Origin of the sequence: Photobacterium japonica (genome assembly GCF_050337005.1) — a bacterium.
Taxonomy (GTDB): domain Bacteria; phylum Pseudomonadota; class Gammaproteobacteria; order Enterobacterales; family Vibrionaceae; genus Photobacterium; species Photobacterium japonica.
The window spans coordinates 32,582-52,313 of sequence record NZ_JAKJSN010000019.1; the positions used below are offsets into that span (position 1 = coordinate 32,582).

At 49.6% G+C, this 19,732-nt stretch carries 13 protein-coding genes; 8 read left to right on the forward strand and 5 right to left on the reverse strand.

All coding sequences use genetic code 11. The annotated features are described in order from the left end of the window. Positions 1–16: 16 nt before the first annotated feature. Positions 17–976: an electron transfer flavoprotein subunit alpha/FixB family protein gene (locus tag L4C36_RS08585; protein WP_428477389.1), complete on the reverse strand. Its 960-nt coding sequence runs from the start codon at positions 974–976 to the stop codon at positions 17–19. Further along, positions 976–1,752 (reverse strand): electron transfer flavoprotein subunit beta/FixA family protein, encoded by a 777-nt coding sequence (locus tag L4C36_RS08590; protein WP_428477390.1) that lies wholly within the window; start codon positions 1,750–1,752, stop codon positions 976–978. Before L4C36_RS08590 ends, L4C36_RS08585 begins: the two co-directional genes overlap by 1 nt. Before the next feature lie 145 nt (positions 1,753–1,897). Between L4C36_RS08590 and L4C36_RS08595 the strand changes: the two genes are divergently transcribed. Continuing rightward, positions 1,898–3,529, forward strand: coding sequence for an electron transfer flavoprotein-ubiquinone oxidoreductase (locus tag L4C36_RS08595; RefSeq protein ID WP_428477449.1), 1,632 nt, complete (start codon positions 1,898–1,900; stop codon positions 3,527–3,529). Between the two features lie 116 nt (positions 3,530–3,645). Here L4C36_RS08595 and rlmF read toward each other — a convergent pair whose 3' ends face one another. Continuing rightward, positions 3,646–4,692 carry a 23S rRNA (adenine(1618)-N(6))-methyltransferase RlmF gene (rlmF, locus tag L4C36_RS08600; RefSeq protein ID WP_428477391.1) on the reverse strand — a complete coding sequence of 349 codons (1,047 nt, stop codon included), beginning with the start codon at positions 4,690–4,692 and terminating at the stop codon, positions 3,646–3,648. Positions 4,693–5,032: 340 nt separating this feature from the next. Here rlmF and L4C36_RS08605 point away from each other — a divergent pair, with 340 nt between their 5' ends. From L4C36_RS08605 to pelG, 7 genes are read left to right on the forward strand one after another with little or no spacing between them, the layout of a single operon-like run. Further along, positions 5,033–7,798 (forward strand): bifunctional glycoside hydrolase/polysaccharide deacetylase family protein, encoded by a 2,766-nt coding sequence (locus L4C36_RS08605; protein WP_428477392.1) that lies wholly within the window; start codon positions 5,033–5,035, stop codon positions 7,796–7,798. A 55-nt stretch (positions 7,799–7,853) separates the two neighbouring features. Then, positions 7,854–11,390, forward strand: a complete 3,537-nt coding sequence (locus tag L4C36_RS08610; protein WP_428477393.1) for a tetratricopeptide repeat protein — start codon at positions 7,854–7,856, stop codon at positions 11,388–11,390. 13 nt (positions 11,391–11,403) lie between these two features. Then, positions 11,404–11,931, forward strand: coding sequence for a hypothetical protein (locus L4C36_RS08615; RefSeq protein ID WP_428477394.1), 528 nt, complete (start codon positions 11,404–11,406; stop codon positions 11,929–11,931). A gap of 57 nt (positions 11,932–11,988) precedes the next feature. After that, positions 11,989–13,332 carry a PelD GGDEF domain-containing protein gene (locus L4C36_RS08620; protein ID WP_428477395.1) on the forward strand — a complete coding sequence of 448 codons (1,344 nt, stop codon included), beginning with the start codon at positions 11,989–11,991 and terminating at the stop codon, positions 13,330–13,332. Beyond that, entirely contained in the window at positions 13,295–14,263 is a 969-nt protein-coding gene (locus tag L4C36_RS08625) for a HEAT repeat domain-containing protein (protein ID WP_428477396.1), read from the forward strand. Before L4C36_RS08620 ends, L4C36_RS08625 begins: the two co-directional genes overlap by 38 nt. Beyond that, positions 14,260–15,798, forward strand: coding sequence for a GT4 family glycosyltransferase PelF (gene pelF / locus L4C36_RS08630; RefSeq protein WP_428477397.1), 1,539 nt, complete (start codon positions 14,260–14,262; stop codon positions 15,796–15,798). The genes L4C36_RS08625 and pelF overlap by 4 nt, the downstream gene beginning before the upstream one ends. After that, positions 15,779–17,152, forward strand: a complete 1,374-nt coding sequence (gene pelG, locus L4C36_RS08635) for an exopolysaccharide Pel transporter PelG (protein ID WP_428477398.1) — start codon at positions 15,779–15,781, stop codon at positions 17,150–17,152. Before pelF ends, pelG begins: the two co-directional genes overlap by 20 nt. A 54-nt stretch (positions 17,153–17,206) precedes the next feature. On the opposite strand, the gene L4C36_RS08640 is transcribed toward pelG, so the two are convergent. Further along, positions 17,207–18,043: a slipin family protein gene (locus L4C36_RS08640; protein ID WP_428477399.1), complete on the reverse strand. Its 837-nt coding sequence runs from the start codon at positions 18,041–18,043 to the stop codon at positions 17,207–17,209. Positions 18,044–18,054: 11 nt separating this feature from the next. Beyond that, the gene (locus tag L4C36_RS08645) at positions 18,055–19,476 is read right to left on the reverse strand and encodes an NfeD family protein (RefSeq protein WP_428477400.1); all 1,422 of its coding nucleotides are present in this window, start codon (positions 19,474–19,476) and stop codon (positions 18,055–18,057) included. Positions 19,477–19,732 lie beyond the last annotated feature (256 nt).

Sequence of the window (19,732 nt, forward strand, 5' to 3'; positions counted from 1 at the left end):
CCGTGACGCCGTCACGTTATGCTTTGAGTGCCGAAATCAGCGCGGGGAGCACGTCAAACAAGTCGCCCACCAGCCCATAATCAGCAATCTCAAAAATCGGCGCCTCGGGATCGCTATTAATGGCGACAATCACCTTGGCGTCTTTCATGCCGGCCACATGCTGAATTGCGCCAGAGATCCCTACCGCGATATACAGATCCGGTGCGACAATTTTACCGGTCTGCCCAACTTGTTTATCGTTCGCCACAAAGCCCGCATCCACCGCTGCACGAGACGCCCCCACCGCACCACCCAGCTGATCAGCCAATTGCTCAATCAATGCAAATTGTTCTTTACTGCCTACGCCTCGCCCGCCTGACACCACCACCCGTGCCGCTGACAGTTCAGGCCGTTCGCTGACTGCAGAAACCTTATCGATGAACGTGGTCGTGGTATTAGCAATCGCCGTATCCACCGTCACACGTTCGATACCCTCGACCGGTGCATCTACCAGGCTCACCGCATCAAACGCGGCGCTACGCACCGTGATCACCTTGATGGGATCCGACGATTGAACACGCGCCAATGCATTACCGGCATAAATGGGCCGCACCACCGTATCATCCCGTTCAATCGCAATCACATCAGACAGCATACCGACATCCAATAGCGCCGCCACACGGGGCAATACATTTTTCCCCAACGTAGTCGCTGCCATCAAAATATGCGAGTAACTGTGTGACAGCGTCACAACAAGTGCAGACACGTTTTCTGCCAGTTGATGGGCATACTCAATGCTGTCCGCGACCAAAATCCGTCTAATCGTAGGAATATGCCGCGCTTGTTCGGCGACCGCTTCACAATGTTCCCCGATAATCAGCACGTCGATATCATGCTTGTTACCACACGTTGCCAGATTCTTGGCCGCTGACAAGGCTTTTAAGCTATCCACCGACATGTGTGTATTGTCATGTTCTGCAACCATCAATATCGCCATTAGATCACCTTTTCCTTGTTCTTCAACACATCGACCAACGCATCGACAGAAGCGACCTTTTCACCCGCCGTACGCGTAGGGGGTGTCATGATCTCAAGCACGCTTTGTGACGTGGTCACAGAAACACCCAGCGCTTCAGGTGTGATCACCGCAAGCGGTTTGGCTTTGGCTTTCATGATATTGGGTAAGGTGGCATAGCGCGGGACATTCAAACGCAGATCGGTACTCAAAATAGCCGGTAGCGACAGTGATAAGGTTTCCAAGCCACCATCCACTTCTCTCACTATTTCAACCTCTCTCCCTCTTTCAACCTGATCAGCTGAAGATTGCTTAACCTTCAATTGAGAGATAAACGTCCCTTGCGCGTACTGAGTCAGTGCCGATAGCATTTGTGCGACTTGGTTATTATCACTATCAATCGCTTGCTTACCCAGCAGGACCAATTGTGGAGATTCTTGTGCAACCACCGCCTGCAACAACTTCGCAACGGTCAAAGGTTCCAGTTCTGGCAGGGTGTCGATATGAATGGCTCGGTCTGCCCCCAAAGCAAGCGCCCCACGCAACTGCTCTTGGCACGTTTGCTCACCGGCACTCACGACAATAACCTCGGTGGCATGGCCAGCTTCTTTTAAACGTATGGCTTCTTCCACCGCTATTTCACAAAAGGGATTGATGGCCATTTTAACATTGGCGGTTTCAACCCCGGAGCCATCTTTTTTTACTCTGACTTTTACATAGGGATCGATGACGCGTTTTATCGCAACAAGTACTTTCACACGCTTCTCCTTGTGAATCTTCGCACATCACTTTGAGCCTAGTTGAGTTTACGTTTACGTCAACTGGACTATATTTTAACCATAGCGATCAATGAGGTTCGCACGATGGGAGGCAATCATGGATTCAGCATCAACCCGAGAAAGTATGGCCTTTGATGTTGTCATTGTCGGTGCTGGTCCGGCAGGTTTATCTGCGGCATGCCGGTTAAAACAATTGGCCAATGAACACGATCAACCACTCAGCGTCTGTGTCGTTGAAAAAGGGTCAGAGGTCGGTGCGCACATTCTTTCTGGTGCACTGTTTGAACATCGCGCATTGGATGAATTATTTCCTGACTGGGAGCGCATGGATGCCCCCTTGCACCTTGCCGTTTACGAAGAAGTTTTCTGCTATCTGACTAATCAATACAACGCACTGACGTTAGAGCCGCCCTTTCTGCCCAACAGCCTCGACAACATCGGTAACTTCATTATCAGTCTGGCGAACTTGTGCCGCTGGTTGGCTCAGCAGGCCGAAGCATTAGGGGTCGCGATCTTCCCCGGCTTCCCCGCCAGCAACATTTTGTACGATCAAAAAGGCATGGTTTGCGGCGTAGCCACGCAAGACATGGGACGGGATAAACACGGCCAACCCAAAGCCGGATTTACTGAAGGTGTTGATCTGCATGCGAAATACACCATTTTCGCAGAAGGTGCGCGTGGGCACTTAGGCAAAAAACTGATCAAAGAATTTCATTTAGACAGCGGCAAACAACCGCAGCATTATGCGCTGGGTTTGAAAGAGTTGTGGGAAGTGCCCAAAGAACAACACTCCCCAGGGCGTGTCGTGCACGGTGTCGGCTGGCCGCTCAGTGATTCCGACACCCACGGCGGCAGTTTTTTATACCATTTAGATAATCAGCAAGTGGCGGTCGGCTTAATCGTAGACCTCAATTACCACCATCCCTACCTCAGTCCCTTTGATGAATTTCAGCAAATGAAACATCACCCGTTGTTTGCCGAATGCCTCACAGGGGGAACGCGCATAGCCTACGGTGCACGTGCCATTGCTAAAGGGGGATTATCATCGCTACCGCGCCAGCAATTTCCTGGGGGCGTCTTGATCGGTTGCGATGCGGGGACACTCAACATGGCAAAAATTAAAGGCTGCCACACCGCAATGAAATCAGGCATGTTAGCGGCAGAGGCGGTCTTTGAAGAACTCGCTCATGGCCGCGTACAAACGATTCCCAGTTACGATCGCTGGTTTAAAGACTCTTGGCTGTATGAAGAATTACATCTCACCCGTAACTTTGGTGCCGAAATCCACAAGTTCGGTAATGTGTTCGGGGGCGCAATGGCGACCTTGGAGCAAAATTGGTTAAGTAAATGGTTTCGCTGGACCCTAAAAGACAATAAGCCGGATCACGCGTGCCTACAGCCTATTTCACGCCACCAGCCCATCCCTTACCCCAAACCCGATGGCATCCTCAGCTTTGATAAACTGTCATCGGTGTATTTGTCCGGCACCCAGCATGAAGAAAATCAGCCGTGCCATTTATTGCTGAGCGACCCGCGCTTGCCCATCACATCACATCTGCATCAATTCGATGAACCCAGCCAGCGGTATTGCCCTGCGGGGGTGTATGAAGTGGTCAATGTCGATGGGGAGAAAAAATTTCAGATCAATGCCGCTAACTGTATTCATTGCAAAACATGTGACATTAAAGATCCATCACAGAACATTACATGGGTGACGCCTGAAGGCGGTGGTGGCCCGTGCTATCCCAATATGTAGCGGGATTAACACGCAAACACGAAACACAGAATACAAAAAGGGAGCAGCCATGCTGCTCCCTTTTCATTCACATTCATCACCGTTCTCAATGAACGCTGATGACATTACTGATGACGTTATTTAAACCAGCGATCTTCACGCCACTCAGCGTGCTGCTCCTGAGACAAAAAGCTCCACGCAACAATACGGGTTTGCTTCTGACCTTGTGCCATGTCGATAGTTTTCACTTCTACCGCACCCACTTGCTTCAGTTGGGTGTAGATCGCTGGCAGGTTATCTTTCTTTGATACCAAGGTTGTAAACCACAAGCACTGACCCGCAAAATCAACACTTTGCTTAATCATACGGCGAATAAACGCCACTTCGCCGCCTGGGCACCACAGTTCCGCTTTCTGGCCACCAAAATTAAGGGCTGATGATGACTGTTTATCAGCCGCCAAGGCTTGTTGATCAAGACGTTGCGCCCCTTTACCTTTGCCTGGCTTGGTGAAGGCATTTTTCTTCTGGGCATTCACCGCCAAGTTTTTCACTTTGCGCTCGTTCCCCGCCATTGCCTCTTCCAAAGACGCATGGAACGGTGGGTTACACACGGTGAAATCAAACACATCATCACGATTAATCATACCGGTGAAAATGTGGTCAGGATTCTTCTGCAAACGACACTGAACATTTCCTGCCAATGAAGGATTGGAATCAACAATGAATTTCGCAAATTTTACCGAGATCGGATCAATGTCTGAGGCCACAAAACGCCAGCCATAGGCACGATGACCGACAATCGGGTACACGCAGTTTGCGCCAGCGCCAATATCCAATCCACGCACTTGCTTGCCGGTGGGTACCGCACCCTCGTTAGAAGACGCTAACAAATCGGCCAAGTGGTGAATGTAATCGGCACGCCCCGGGATCGGCGGACACAGGAATCCCGCAGGAATATCCCAAAATTGCACTTGGTAATAGTGATTCAGCAACGCACGGTTCAGCGTTTTCACGGCTTCAGGATTGTTGAAATCAACTGAGCGGTCACCAAAGCGGTTTTCTGCCACAAAAGGCGCCAACGCCGGACAGCTTTTGATCAGCGCATCGAAGTCATAACGATCACGGTGTGGATTACGCGGGTGGAGCCCTTTCTTCGCAGTGGTTGCTGATTGCTTATTTGTCATTGCTTCATCACTATTATCAAAACGCTGCCCCAACAACAGGCAGCAAAACGACCGCTATCTTACTCGACTCACGGGCTTTATTCAGTACAAAAATCCGTCGGTTAACGTCAACGAGCAATAAGGCCTCTTTTGCCACGATGGCGCGGTACAGACAGGACGTTGATAAATCATCCTACCCCCTCGCTAATGCTTGATTTTTCATCATTATCGCCAGATTAATGCCACACAGGTCTTCCTTTCTTAACAAAAAACCGTCTTTTTTAAGCACTTGTATTTACTATTTAATATAACAAGTTAACAATAAATCCCTATGGAAGATAAATGATTCGGGAAAATTATCATGATATACATAAAGCGCATGCTTACTGTCTGGATGCTCATGATTAGCCTACCGATCGCCGCAGGCCAAGGTCAGTCGATTGCTTTTTATTATAATCACATCGACTCCGTCCGTGAGTTAATGAATTATGACCGTGTGATCGTCACACCCGATCTCATCACGGCGAAACAGATACGCACCCTACATCAAGCCAACACCCGAGTGTTCGCCTATCTCAGTGCCGGCGAATACGACGGTGAAAGCTTGCCTGCGTCTTTGCAAACACACTCACCGCTAAAAAACGCGAACTGGAACAGCCATGTCATGGATGTGACCGCACCCGCGTGGCGAGACTATCTTCTCACCCAAACACAACGCATCATGAGCAAGGGCTTTGACGGCATTTTTCTCGATACCCTTGATAGCTACACGTTGTTTGCCAAAACCCCTGACGCAATCAACACACAGCAAACCGGCTTAGCCGCGTTATTAACCGCCCTGCATCAAGCGCCATCACACCCCACGTTGATCTTCAATCGTGGGTTTGAGGTGCTATCGCAACTGAATTTTAAGCCTAATGCGGTTGTGGCTGAATCGCTGTATCACAGTTACGACCCGACGAAAAAACGCTACCACAACGTATCTGCGTCCGATCGCGCTTGGCTGACCGCTCGCTTGGAGGAAGTCAAAGCGCTGGGCATTGAAGCCATTGTGATTGACTACATTCCTGCCTCTGAACGCCCCAAGCAAGAAAAAGCCGCCAAGCAATTAATCAAAGATGGTTACACCCCGTATGTCAGCGATGGGATGCTGTATGAATTCGGTGTCAGCACAGTGGTCCCCATCGCAAAACGGGTACTGGGCTTTTATGATGGCCAACTCGACACCTTTACAACGTCACAGTGTCACAGAATGTTGGCCATGCCGATCGAATACGCGGGGTATGTCCCCGAATGTAAAGACATCCGCACCACTCACTTTGCGCAGATAGACCTAAGCCGCTACGCCGGTATTGCCCTTTGGTTGGAAGAAAAAACCTATCAGCAGGTGCCTGCCGTTCAACAATGGCTCGCGACGGTATTAGGGCAACGCCCCGTGTTGTTCATTAATGCCCTGCCCAACGACCAAGGGTTGCTGGATAAAATGGGGATTAAATCTGCGGGCGATCTCAGCGGTACCATCACCCAAAAAACCGGACACGATTGGACCAAGCGTCACTATCCAGCCTCATTCAGCCGCTTTGAGCCTCATCAAGCCTATGCGCCCAACGGACTCGGCGTCACCGCGTTGATCACGTTTGCTGATGACAGCGGGAAAACCGCGACAACCCTGTTTAAAGCCCCATGGGGCGGTGCCATTTTATCGCCATTCCCAGTATTAAGTTTGGCCAATGATACCGAAACATGGATTGTTGACCCGTTTCGTCTATTGGATGAAACCCTGCGCCTGCCGCCGATTCCCGCCGCCGATGCCACCACCGAATCCGGACTACGAATATTAACCGCGCACATTGATGGCGATGGCTTCCCATCGAAGGGTTGGTTTCCGGGGAAACCCTATACGGCGAAAGTGTTACTGGATCATATTTTCAGCCACTACGCCCTACCACAAACGGTGTCCATCATTGAAGGTGAGATTGGCAAACGCGGGCTGTATCCCGCACAAAGCCCCGCCATGGAGCAAATCGCCAGAGACATTTTCAAATTACCCAACGTGGAGATCGCTTCCCATACCTTTAGTCACCCGTTTTTTTGGGATCACTCGATCTCTGTGAAGAAAAAGCAATACGGTGACCATTTACCGATCCCCGGTTATACCGTTGACTATGACAATGAAATCATCACGACCGCGAATTACATCAATAGAGAATTAGCCCCCAAAGGTAAAAAGGTCGAATTGATCCTGTGGTCAGGCAAAGCCGACCCAACAGAACAAATTCTAAAAATTGCAGAAAATGCCAACCTATTGAACGTCAATGGCGGCAACACCTATGTGGTCAGAGGCAACAACAATTTCACGCAAGTCTCCGCCACCATCGTGTGGTACCCCGATGCGGTGCAAGTGTATGCCCCCGTGTTAAACGAAAACCTCTATACTAATTTATGGACGGAGCATCATGACGGATATGGTCGCGCCGTTGAAACCTTTGATATATTAGGCAGCCCTCGCCGTCTGAAAACCATTTCCATTTATTACCACATGTACTCGGGAGCCTATCCGGCATCGGTCAAAGGCCTGAAACACGTTTACGATTGGGCACTCAAGCAAGATGCGACACCGCTTTACCTGAGTGAATACGCCAAACGAGCGCGTACCCTTTATGAAACAGGCGTTGCCAAAACACTGGATGGGGAGTGGTTAATTACATCTTCAGGCATCAAGAGCATTCGATTACCCGAATCGTTAGGGTATCCCGCGAACGAAAGCCAGATTGCAGGCTGGAATTCAGGCCCCGACGGTCGTTATCTCATTCTGACATCACCACGCACACAGCTGCGTACGACACCTCAACCAACAGCGGGCATTCGCCTACAAAGCGCCAATGGCCAACTGGTAAAATGGCAGCAGCAAGGCGACACCATCACGTGGGCCGTGAAGACCCATATGCCACTGAAGATGACGATTGCAGGCGTCCGTCAGTGCCGTCGCCAATCAGGTGACAACGTCACGATAAAGCACAACCGTCAACACGCTGAGCATCCATCAAAACAACCGTCGTCATCAGCAACGATTACAACACAAAAAACAGGATTGGTATCGGGGACGTTACGCTGCGCAGCAAGCTGAACCGGCTACTCGGGGCACCCACTGGAATCATCAATTGATAAGAACAGGCAAGGTTATGGATAATAAAGCTCACCAAAAGCCAAGGATAAGGTTACTCAATAAGCTGACGCTTGTTGTGTTAACTGTTACGTCCCTGTGGGCGCTTTGGCTGGTTGCGCCAACAAAATCCATGTTGATCCAATTGATTGCTCGCTCCTCGTCACCCGAAGTGTCGCTGGCATTTTTGAAACAGTTGTACTTACGTGATCCACAAAACCGTGATGTGGTAAAACAAATCGTCCAAAGTTATACCCAGCTGGGCGATCTTGATGAAGCAAGTGCGCTCATCCAAAGCATTTTGGTGGCAAACGATGGTCAACAAGATTGGAAAGCACTGGAAACCTACCTCACGTTATTGCTCGAACAATCCTATCAATCAGATCCTGTCATTAAACAAGCGGCGATCACCCAATTGTTAGCCCTGTTCGATAAGATAGAGACTATTCCAGAAGCCGATGTCGCCAGATTATACGCCGATACCGCCATTGCTTTCTCGCGCCCAGACAAAGGCCTGCATTACCTTAAGCCGCATATTCACAGTGGGGAAACCAGTTATCAGGAACTGATCAACCTTGCACTGCAAAGTCAGGATTACACCAGTGCAATCGATCTTCAAATCAACGCCTTCCTTGAAAACCAAACCCAAGAAAACGCCAATGCGCTGTTTGATTTGTTCACCTCCACTTACCAACCCACACGCAGCCAAGCTTTTTTAGACAGCTACACAGGCCAATTGAGCCAACAACCGGCATTCCTTGAGGCCGCCATTGCCCATTCTGAGCAACTGGGGAATCTGGATACAGCGCTGCACCTGTCGCAAACCTTGCTAAGCATAGCGCCCACCGCAACGCGTTATGCCACCACCGCCAACATGGCGTTGCGTCTGGGTGACTTAGCGCTCGCCAGCGAGTTACAGCAAGCGGCGATTAAAACCGACCCGAGCAATGCCAATATAGCGGTGCTGCACGACCTTTATCGCTGGCAAGGCAATATCGCCGGCGCCCAAGGCATGAGTATTCAACTGCTGAACAAAGGGCAAGCCAGCACATTGCAATTACGGGCTGGGGTAGATGAATCACGCGCGCTCGGTGACATTTATTACGAAGGGTTGTTCTATAACACCATTGCCCAACGTGGTGCCATTCAACCCAACGAGTACAAGGCATGGCTCAACGCCATTGAAAAAGCCGAAGGAACGGAAGTGGCATTAACCAGCTTAACGTCTCTCGCAGCCAAGCGCCCTAACGACAGTACCTTGATCAGCAACAAGGCCCGATTATACAGCTACCAAAGTCATCACCATGCGGTGATCAATGAATGGCATAAACTGATCCGTTTGCGTCAACCCACGTTCGAAGAGGCCACCCGCACGGCCAACGCCTATATCATGAGTAATCAGCCACAACTGGCATTGCAAGCCTTGGTCACACCCAATCGTTGGTTTACTGCAGATAATGATTATATCGAAGCCGTTTCCAGTTTAGCGTGGGACACCAGCAACCGCGCCTTATCCACCCGCAGTCAAGATACCTTGGTCGCCCGAGCAAGCGGCAATCTGGATATTTACCGCTATATCAACCTAATGTCACCGATTACCGCCGAACGACAAGCAAAGCTACTGTCGCTGTACCAACGTACCGGTAATACGGCGCTATTGCTGTCCGTTATTCGTGCTCGCGCGGTCACCGAGGACTATACCGAACTGGCCAGTTTGTTGCGCATTGCCGATGCCGACCCGTCGCTCACCGACAACATTGAAATGTTAGCGGTACAAGCCCAATTGGCACTTCATCAGCAACAACCGGATGAAGCACACTCCCTCTTTTCGCGCATTCTACAGCTAGCGCCGGCGAATCCCTCTGCGGTCAGCAACTTACTCTGGCTGGCCATGGCACAAAATGATGACGCCGCCATCCAAACGTTATATGAGACCTACAGTAAGCCACTGTCAGGCAATCCTGACCTTTGGTTAGCCTTTGCCAGCGCCTCACAAGCGCTTAACCGTCACCACGAAGCAAGCGCATGGTACAAAGCTATATTGAAGAACAATGCTGAGGCCGATACCTCCGTGATTCTCAATTACGCCGCCTTACTCGAACAACAAGGCCAAGCAGAAAAAGCGTATCAACTCCGACGTTATCTGCTCAATGAAAAACGCGATGCCCTGCTTGCGCTACCTGATGAAGGTGCCAGTTATCGCTCGTTGGTGGGGCTGTTTACTGACGCACGGTATGCCCGCGCCATGATCGAGAAAAAAGCACTTGCTGCGGCGGATGCCGCACCAAATACCACCGGTAGCGGTGCATTAACTGCAGAACTGTTCTCACAGTATTTGGCGGCAAACCAAGCAGATCGCATTCTGTTTTGGCAACACCGTACCGCGTTACAGCACTACACCCTGCCTGATTGGCAGCAACTATCACTGGCTTTACAACAAAAAGATAAAGCGAAAATCGAACACCTATTGGCGCACGCCTTAAAATTACCAGAAGCCGATAAAAACGTCGCGTTACAACTGGTTGGCCGCCATCAGGAAGCATGGCAGCAAGGCCAAACACGCATCGGCAACATGGCTGATAAACAGGCTGAAAACCAATTACGCCGCGCCCATGTCCTGCAACATCCGACAAAAACACACAGTATCCGTACCCAAGTGATGCAAATCAGCCAATGGGACATTACACGCTACAGTATGGATTACTACCGTCCTCACTTTGATGGCAATTGGCGTCTGGGCACAGATTGGCAGCAGGCTGATACGCCCGAGCAATTTGCCGGCAATCATATTGACGATGAATTCCGTCTACGGGGAACCTACCTCTATCAATTTGACGACAGTGATTTAACCGTTGGTCTTGATTTTGCTGATGGTTTGGGTGATAGCCGCATCGGAGCGTCAGTTGACTATGCCTTTACGATAGATGACTACTGGCAAGCGGGCGTGGTACTGGGGATAAATCAACACATTGAAGCCAGCGATTTGCTCACACTGGCAGGACAAGATAACCGCATCGGTATACGTGCAACCTACCAGCCGACAGCGCGCGAATCCTTATCCATGCAGCTTAATTATCACGACCTCTCTACTCGCTTTGGCGATGATATTGGCCAAGGTTGGGATATGAACCTGCGCGTCTCAGAACAACTGTTTTTCAATGACCCGGCGTGGCAGCTCTATGGCGACATCACACTTCAGCAGGTCAACCTGAATACTGCCCCGCTGGCAGGCATCAATGCATGGCATCAAGGACCACGCACCATTGTCAGCAGTGATTTTATCGAAGACAAATACCAGCGTATCGCATTGGGTCAGCGGGTATGGCACGGGGAACCGGGTACACCCGGCGCGACCGTCCCTTCACCCCGGTATTGGTTAGATACATCATTGGGCTTTAATAGCGTCAATTCAGATTTCGATTTTACTGTCAGCGCGGGATTAGGCTGGCGTCTGTTCGGTAATGATGAGCTTTATGTTACGTCTGATTGGCAAAGCCAAGATCGCAACGGCGAGGCGTCATTACGTCTGCGTTTGGGCTACTACTACAGTTTTTAAAAGGATCACCACCATGAAAAGAACCTTACTCCTCCTTAGTGCTTGTGTATTGTCAGCCTGCAGCAGTTATCAGGTGCCGGACAGCCCTGCGTTTTCCGCTGCCGAAACATGGGCCATCATGCCTATGGCAAACCATTCAAATACGCCGTTAGCCGCTGAAAAAGCAGAACAACTGCTGGCAACCCAACTGTACGCCAAAGGGATCAATACCGTGCGTTATCCCACCGTACAGGCAACCGATTTACAAAGCATTCTTGACGATGGCGCCAAACAACAGCAAGCACAAGCTTGGCTAGCAACGCAGCCGATTCAATATGTCATCACTGGCTCTGTCGAAGAGTGGCATTACAAAAGCGGTTTAGACGGTGAACCGGCTGTCGGCATCACGCTGGAAGTGAAATCAGCCCGTAATGGTCAAACCTATTGGCGTGCGTCAGGCAGTCGTGGGGGGTGGGGAAGAGAGAGTGTCAGCGGCACAGGTCAAATCGTGATTGAAGAATTATTAGACGGTCTCACCGTCACCCCTCGTCAAAACAACTAACCTATGTGTACACAGTGCATCATGATTCAGACATGGGTGAAAAACGGATAATTGCATATGCAGGAACTAAAAAAGAAATTGTTCAATGGCTTACGGCGGTCAGGCCAAGCCTGGCTGGAAACCGTTTTGGTCGCTATCATCGCCATTTTTATCTGGACGCAGTCAGATTCTTTGGGCCCAACCTCGACAGAGCATAACTTTTTCTGGCCCCTTTTCGGCCCTCTACTGATCGCCCTACGTTACGGTTTTGCCAAGGGATTCATCTGTGCCCTGCTCACGACGGCTGGCTTAGCGTCTATCATGAACATTACCGGCCACATTGACTATTATCCGCTATCCTTGGCCGTCGGTACCATCATGGTTGCCATGATTGCGGGGGAATTTCAGGATTACTGGCACAACATCAACCGTAAGCACCAACTTGATCAGCAATACATGCAGCAAAAAATCGACAGTTTCACCCAAAACTATCATCTCTTGAAAGTCTCACATGATCAGTTGGAACAACGTACCGCCGGACAAACGGTTAGCCTGCGTTCAAGTATTAGTGCCCTGCATAAAATTGCCACTCAGCACGCAGAACAACGGTTGGAATACCTTGGCCACCCTTTTCTCAACTTGCTGGCGGAAATCGGTGGGATTGAAGTGGCTGGTATATACAAAGTGCAAGACGGTGAGATCCAGCCCAAAGCGGAAGCCACATTGGGTGATCACCACAAATTGGTCCCGACCGATCCCATGCTACTCGACATGCTGAAAACAAAAAAAGTGTTGTCACCGGCAAAACTGGAGGCGAAACAAACTCACCAATCACGTTATCAATTGTGTATTCCTTTGCTAGACACCTTTGGCAACCTGCAAGCCGCTGTTGTCGCGGAAAGCGCTAAATTTTTCATGTTAACTCCGGCCAATGTGGCCTTGCTTTCATTAGTTTCAAACCATGCTGCTGATTTATTGAGTAACATGATTATCACACCCATTTTGGCCCCCCACCAAAATGATATGTTCGTCCGATACCTCAAACATGCGCGACACAACAAACGCAATTATGGGGCTGACAGCTCCTTGGTGGTCTGTGTCGACAGCCAGAATAAACACCAACACATTATCGATTCCGTCATCAATTATCGTCGTGGGGCAGACGTATACTGGTCATGCCGCACCCAACGCGGTCAACATGGCTTGGCGGTTTTACTGCCTCTGACCACCTTGTATGACGCACAGCACTATATTCGTCGCTTAGAAGAATTACTGCACACCCAACTCGGGGAAGACATCGGCGATATCGACATTATCGGGCCACTCTCTCTGTCAAAAGACAAACAAGAAATCAAAAAATTGATGAATGAACTCGGAGCCTATAATGAAACTGTGGTTGACACTTCAAACGATCACCTTTGAGTTAGCCAGTTTCTATTTGGTGTATGCTCAACCGATGACATTGGAACGCTGGGGCGCATTTGCGACAACCCACGCACTGGCCTGTGCCAGTTTCACGGGGGTTTGCTGGTTATTACTGCCCAAGCATTACAAATCACCCGTCATACCTGCCGTGAGTTTTTTGTTCCTGTTTAATTATTTTCTCCCCCTGATTGGCATGATAGGCACAACCTGTTCGTTGCTGGTGGCACTGTACTTACCCCGCCCACAATCACAAGTCACCTGGCAAGAGTGTGAAAAAGCGCCCCTACCACAAAACCCCGGAGAAGTGCTTCACACCCAATTTGGCACGGGCGCACTGCGTGAAATACTGTTGCACAATACCGATGCGGAACGCCGTTCTTTAGCGGTTACCGCCATTCGTCAACTGCCTCGCCAACATGCCGTTCCCCTTTTGCAGTTGGCCCTGAAAGATCTGACCGATGACGTTCGACTGCTCGCCTATGCTTCGCTGGAAGGCATTGAAACAAATATCAACGAATCTATCTCGGTACTAAAGACACAATATGAACGTGAATCCAGTGCTGTCAAAGCGCATGAACTGGCACAACAATACTGGGAGTTGTGTTATTTAGGCATCGCCGAAGGCATTTTACGTCAACACTATCTGCAAGAAGCCGAACAGTGGTTGGCTCAGTCATTGTGTTTACAGCAAACAGCGTCTGCCAACCTGTTGTTGGGCCGTGTTCTGCTCGAATTAAACCGCGCAGAAGAAGCCATGGTGGCCTTAGACGCGGCATTAAAAGGCGGGCTACTGTTACGACAAGTTGCACCGTACTTAGCGGAAGCGGCCTACCTCAGCGGTGATTACGACACCGCCAAAGAATACATTGCGTATTTCCCTGAGCAGAAAGGAGAACGCCTCAGTCAAATCAAGGAGTTGTGGGGATGAACAACAAACGATTAATACACCACAACGAAGAAGTGGATATTTGCTTATTATTGGAAGGCACCTACCCGTATGTTCGTGGGGGCGTGTCCAGCTGGGTGCACCAAATCATCAGTGGCTTACCAGAGTATACCTTCCACCTTATTTTTCTCGGAGGGCACCCTGATTTTTATGACAAACCGGCCTATGAATTTCCGGATAATGTCGTCGGCTTTGAAATGCACTACCTCTTATCGGATAAGGGACACCTAAAGCCTTCAGCACGCAGTGGGAAATCCAAACTGTTTTCCACGTGGGGACGCTTTCTCTCTTTCTTTGAAAAAAACAACGATCCGATCCCGGACGAGCTTTTGTTTGATGTTTCTGATTTTCTAGGCAAAGACGGTCAACTCACCCTCAGTGACTTTCTCTATAGCCGTGCCTCATGGGAAGTGATCACCGAACGCTATTTTGCTTCCGCCCATAAACAATCATTTGTGGATTACTTCTGGACGTACCGTAATATCTATCAACCCTTGTTTATCTTGTCCACGATTTCGCAGAACTTGCCCAACGCAAAAGCCTTTCACAGTGTCTCTACCGGTTATGCTGGCTTCCTTGGGGCGCTCGCCAAACAACGGATGCAACGTCCTTTTTTGCTCACTGAACACGGTATTTACACCAAAGAACGGAAAATTGATTTAGCGCAAGCATCATGGATCAAAGACACGCATAGTGCCATCGACATTTCCATGCATAAAGGCATGGATCACACCCGTAAAACGTGGATCACCTTCTTTGAGCAGCTCGGCCTTAGCGCTTATCATCAAGCCGACCAAATCGTAGCCTTGTTTGAAGGTAACCGACAACGCCAGCACAGTGATGGCGCCCCCAGCGATCGCACTCGGGTTATCGTTAACGGTATCAGCACTGAACGGTTTAATGCAGCTTATCAATTGCGTCCTGACGCCCCACCACTGGTCGTCGGGCTTGTTGGTCGTGTGGTACCGATTAAAGACATCAAGACGTTTATTCGTACCATTCGAGGAGCCGTCGAAGTGTTCCCGACACTGGAAGGCTGGATCATCGGCCCAACAGAAGAAGATCCCAGTTACGTTCGTGAGTGTGAATTACTCATCGACAGCCTAGGTTTGAAAAATAATGTCAAACTGCTCGGCAGTCAAAATGTCGTCGACATCATGCCCAAGCTAGGCGTCATGATGCTGACCTCGATCAGTGAAGCCCAACCCTTGGTATTGCTTGAGGCAATGGCGTCCGGCATACCTTGTATTGCCACGGAAGTGGGCGCATGCCGTGAAATCATTGACGGCGCTGCCGGTGACGATGCCGCGATAGGCTCTGCCGGCGAGATCATTCCCATTGCCAGCCCCAACGAAGGGGCGAAAGCTATCATCAAGGTACTCAGCGACAAAGAAGCCTGGCTACAGGCTGGTGATGTGGGTAAAGCACGGGTGATGAAGTATTACGATGAACCGATGATGTATGCGGCCTATCGCGACTTATACAAGGAGGCCACCCATGGCGGGGATTGGATTTGAAATAAGGAAGATTCTAAAACGTAACTCCTTATTATCGATGTTTGAAGCTTACGGATTGGCGGGGTTGATCAGCTCTGGGCCGTGGGTACTATCTATTTTAGCCTTGCTTGCCATTGGTTTGCTCAGTATCGGGATCGTTTTCCCAACGTATGTGATCGTCCAGTTTTTGGTGATCGTCACCTACCTCATGGCCGGATCGTTGATCATTAGTGGATTATTTCAGCTGCTTTTAACCCGCTATATCTCAGATCTGATTTTTGCCAAACAAGAACACAAAATCGTACCGAACTTATTAGGCTCCATGCTCGTTACCAGTACGATTGCCGCGCTGTTCGGGGTGGGTGTATTAGCCTTTTGTGAAACCATTGAAGCACCGGTTAAAATCGCTATCTTTGCATCCTTCGTGCTGCTCTGTAATCAGTGGTTAATCATCATATTCCTCAGCGGGATGAAAGAGTACTACCGTATCTTTTTCACGATGGCATTCAGTTACCTATTAATGGTGGTATTGAGCGTCGTTCTTCCTCCGTTTGGCTTACTGGGGTTGATGCTAATTTTTGCCAGTTGCCAAGCAATAATGACATTTGCCTTTCTTTACCACGTTATTCGTCACTTTCCTGCTAACCGACTCGTTGATTTTGAATTTCTTAACTACAAAAAAACGTTTTACTCGCTTATCTTCTGTGGCTTGCTGTACAACTTAGGCGTGTGGCTGGATAAGTTTGTTTTTTGGTCAAGAGAAGAAACGTCACATCAGGTTATTGATATATTCCGCGCTTCTTATATCTATGATTTGCCTATTTTTATCGCCTATCTTGCTATTGTACCCGGCATGGCGGTGTTCATGTTACGGATGGAAACTGATTTTGCCGATGCCTGTCTGAAATTCTATGACGCGGTACGTGAAGGGGCGACGCTTACCTCCATTCAATTGCTCAAAGATAAAATGGTGTTGGCGTGTCAGCAAAGTATCTATGAGATCTTCAAGGTACAAGGGATCACTCTCGCCCTGCTTATCTTGTGGGCGGAAGATATTCTGCTCGCCTTAAATATTGATTTGGCTTATTTGCATTTGTTGTACGTGGATTTGGTCGGGGTCAGCTTACAAGTATTGGTGATGTCTATTCTTAACGTCATGTATTACCTAGATAAACGCTATGCGGCCCTTGGGTTGACCGCCCTGATGGCGGTAGGCAACGTCACGCTGGCATTCATCAGTATCGACATGGGACCCGTGTTTTACGGCTATGGTTTCGCCGTCACCATGCTGGTGACCACCATTGTCGGTATGATCATGCTTGATAATCAGTTTGAAGATCTGGAATACCAGACCTTCATGCTGCAACGCTCATGACCACCGAGACAATCTTGTGCCGCTATCTTCTGTCTTTTACAGAAAAGGTTAGCACTATTCTTGGGGATGCCCTGACGACTCACCGTCAGGCTGTCCCTGCATCTTCACTTGCGCAGAGGAAGATGCCGGTGATGTCGCCCCTCCCCCCATGATGCCCGCCACTTTCTCCACCAAGTCGATTGGCATCGGGAACACAATGGTCGCCGTTCTGTCGTTTGCGATCTCTGTTAAGGTTTGCATATAACGTAACTGCAACGCATTGGGGGATTGGTTTAGCACTTCTGCGGCTTCGCGCAACTTTGCCGAAGCTTCTAACTCACCGGTTGCATGGATCACTTTTGCACGACGAGAACGCTCTGCCTCTGCCTGACGGGCCAATGCACGTACCATGCTCTCATCAAGATCAACATGTTTGATCTCCACATTGGCGATTTTGATCCCCCAATTATCGGTATGTTGATCCAGTATCACCTGAAGACCACGATTCAGTTCTTCTCGCGCTGAAAGCAACTCATCGAGTTCATGCTGGCCCAATACCGACCGTAACGTGGTTTGTGACAACTGGCTGGTCGCTTCGAGGTAATTTTCCACATTGTTGATCGCCATTTTAGGGTCAACGACCCGAAAATAGACCACCGCATTCACTTTCACGGACACATTATCCCGAGTGATCAAATCTTGCGTTGGCACATCCAACACGATGGTACGCAAATCTACCCGCACCATTTGCTGGACAATTGGCACAATGATGATCAACCCCGGTCCTTTCACTTCGTAAAATCGCCCCAATAAAAACACCACCGCACGTTCATATTCGCGCAGCACTTTAAACATACTGACAATCAAGGCCACTATCAGCACGATGATTGTTGCTATTGAATACGTAATCATGACATCAATCCTTATTCGCTCTTCTGTTCATGGCCAAGCGCCACATCGAGTGATAAGCCTTTAACCCGCATCACTATCACCCGTTGCCCTTTTTCTAATGACGACGCACATTGAGCCTGCCAAATCTCGCCATCCACCAATACCCGCCCCGCCCCCGGAAAACCACTGACCACGGTAGCTTCTTGCCCCAACAACACCTCAACCCCCGTCGTGACGGGTTTTCGCCGCGTGCGCAGCAACATCGTCAGCAACACGAAGGTAAACAGCGCAGACACCACGGTAAAGCCCACAATTAGCGGCACGGCAATTTGATACCCCGGTACTTCTGTGTCCATCAACATGATGGACCCCAGTGCGAACGCGACAATGCCGCCCAAGCCTAATATGCCAAAACTGGGGCTAAAGGCTTCGGCTACCATCAGTGCGATCCCCAATAGAATCAGCCCTAAGCCAGCATAACTGACAGGCAACATTTGCAGTGAGTACATCGCAAGCACTAAGCAAATCCCACCCAATACCCCCGGCAAGCCCACACCGGGGTTATAAAATTCCAATAGCAACCCATAAATCCCAATCAACATTAATATGTACGCCACATTGGGATTGGTGATCACAGCCAGCAATTTAAATCGCCAATCCTGTTCGCGTTCCACGTAGGACACATTATTGAGTGAGAGTGTGCTTTCAATACCGTTAATGGTGAGGGTGCGGCCATTGCTTTGCGCAATCAAACTGTCGAGATCCGGCGCCATGAAATCAATCACGTTCAGTGACAGTGCGGTTTCTGCATCAATACTGGCGGCTTTTGTCACCGCTGTTTCAGCCCATTCTGCATTGCGATCATGCAACTTTGCCAGCCCGCGAATATAGGCACGCGCATCATTGATCACTTTCTTTTCCATGGCCGTTTTGGCTTTCACGCTGTCGTCATCGGTATTAGTTTTGTCAGAGGCTTCATCACTGTTGGTTTCAGAGGGGGTGTCGCGCGGGGCATCCTCTTTTTTCGGAGAGAAAGGATTGCTACTGCTGTCATCGGGCTCTTTATTGCCCGGTGAGGCTAATGACACTGGCGTGGCCGCCCCCAAATTGGTTCCTGGCGCCATCGCCGCAATGTGACTCGCTAATAAGATGTATGTTCCGGCACTGGCAGCGCGCGATCCTGCAGGGCCAACCCACGTTGCAACCGGCACAGGGGATGTCGTAATCGCACGAATAATATCGCGCATGGAGGTGTCCAACCCACCCGGCGTATCCATTTTCAGTACAATAAGCTGCGCGTTCTCATCATGTGCCAGCTGTATTTCTCTGGCAACGTAATCACTAATGGCCGGTCCTATTCCGCCTCTGACCTCGACGACCCACACGGTCTGCGCTTGTACAGACAAGCTAAAAAGCCAAAGACACAGGCCTGCCAAAAAAGACACACTTCGCATATCCCCTCCTGACTCTCTTTGAATAAGCCAGCCATCCACAACGGGACAAATTTTACAGGGGTCCCTTCAATGGCACAGGTTATCACGCTGATTTAAGCATAGCCTATTGCCTCCTCTCACTGGGTTTCATCGTGAAACGTCCGCGCATTATCCGTCCTATAAAACCACTCGTATCCGTCCAATACCTGCCAATACCGATAAATCGTCCATCATTGGCAATACAATTAACCGGATAAAATTCAAAGCCGTCTTATAC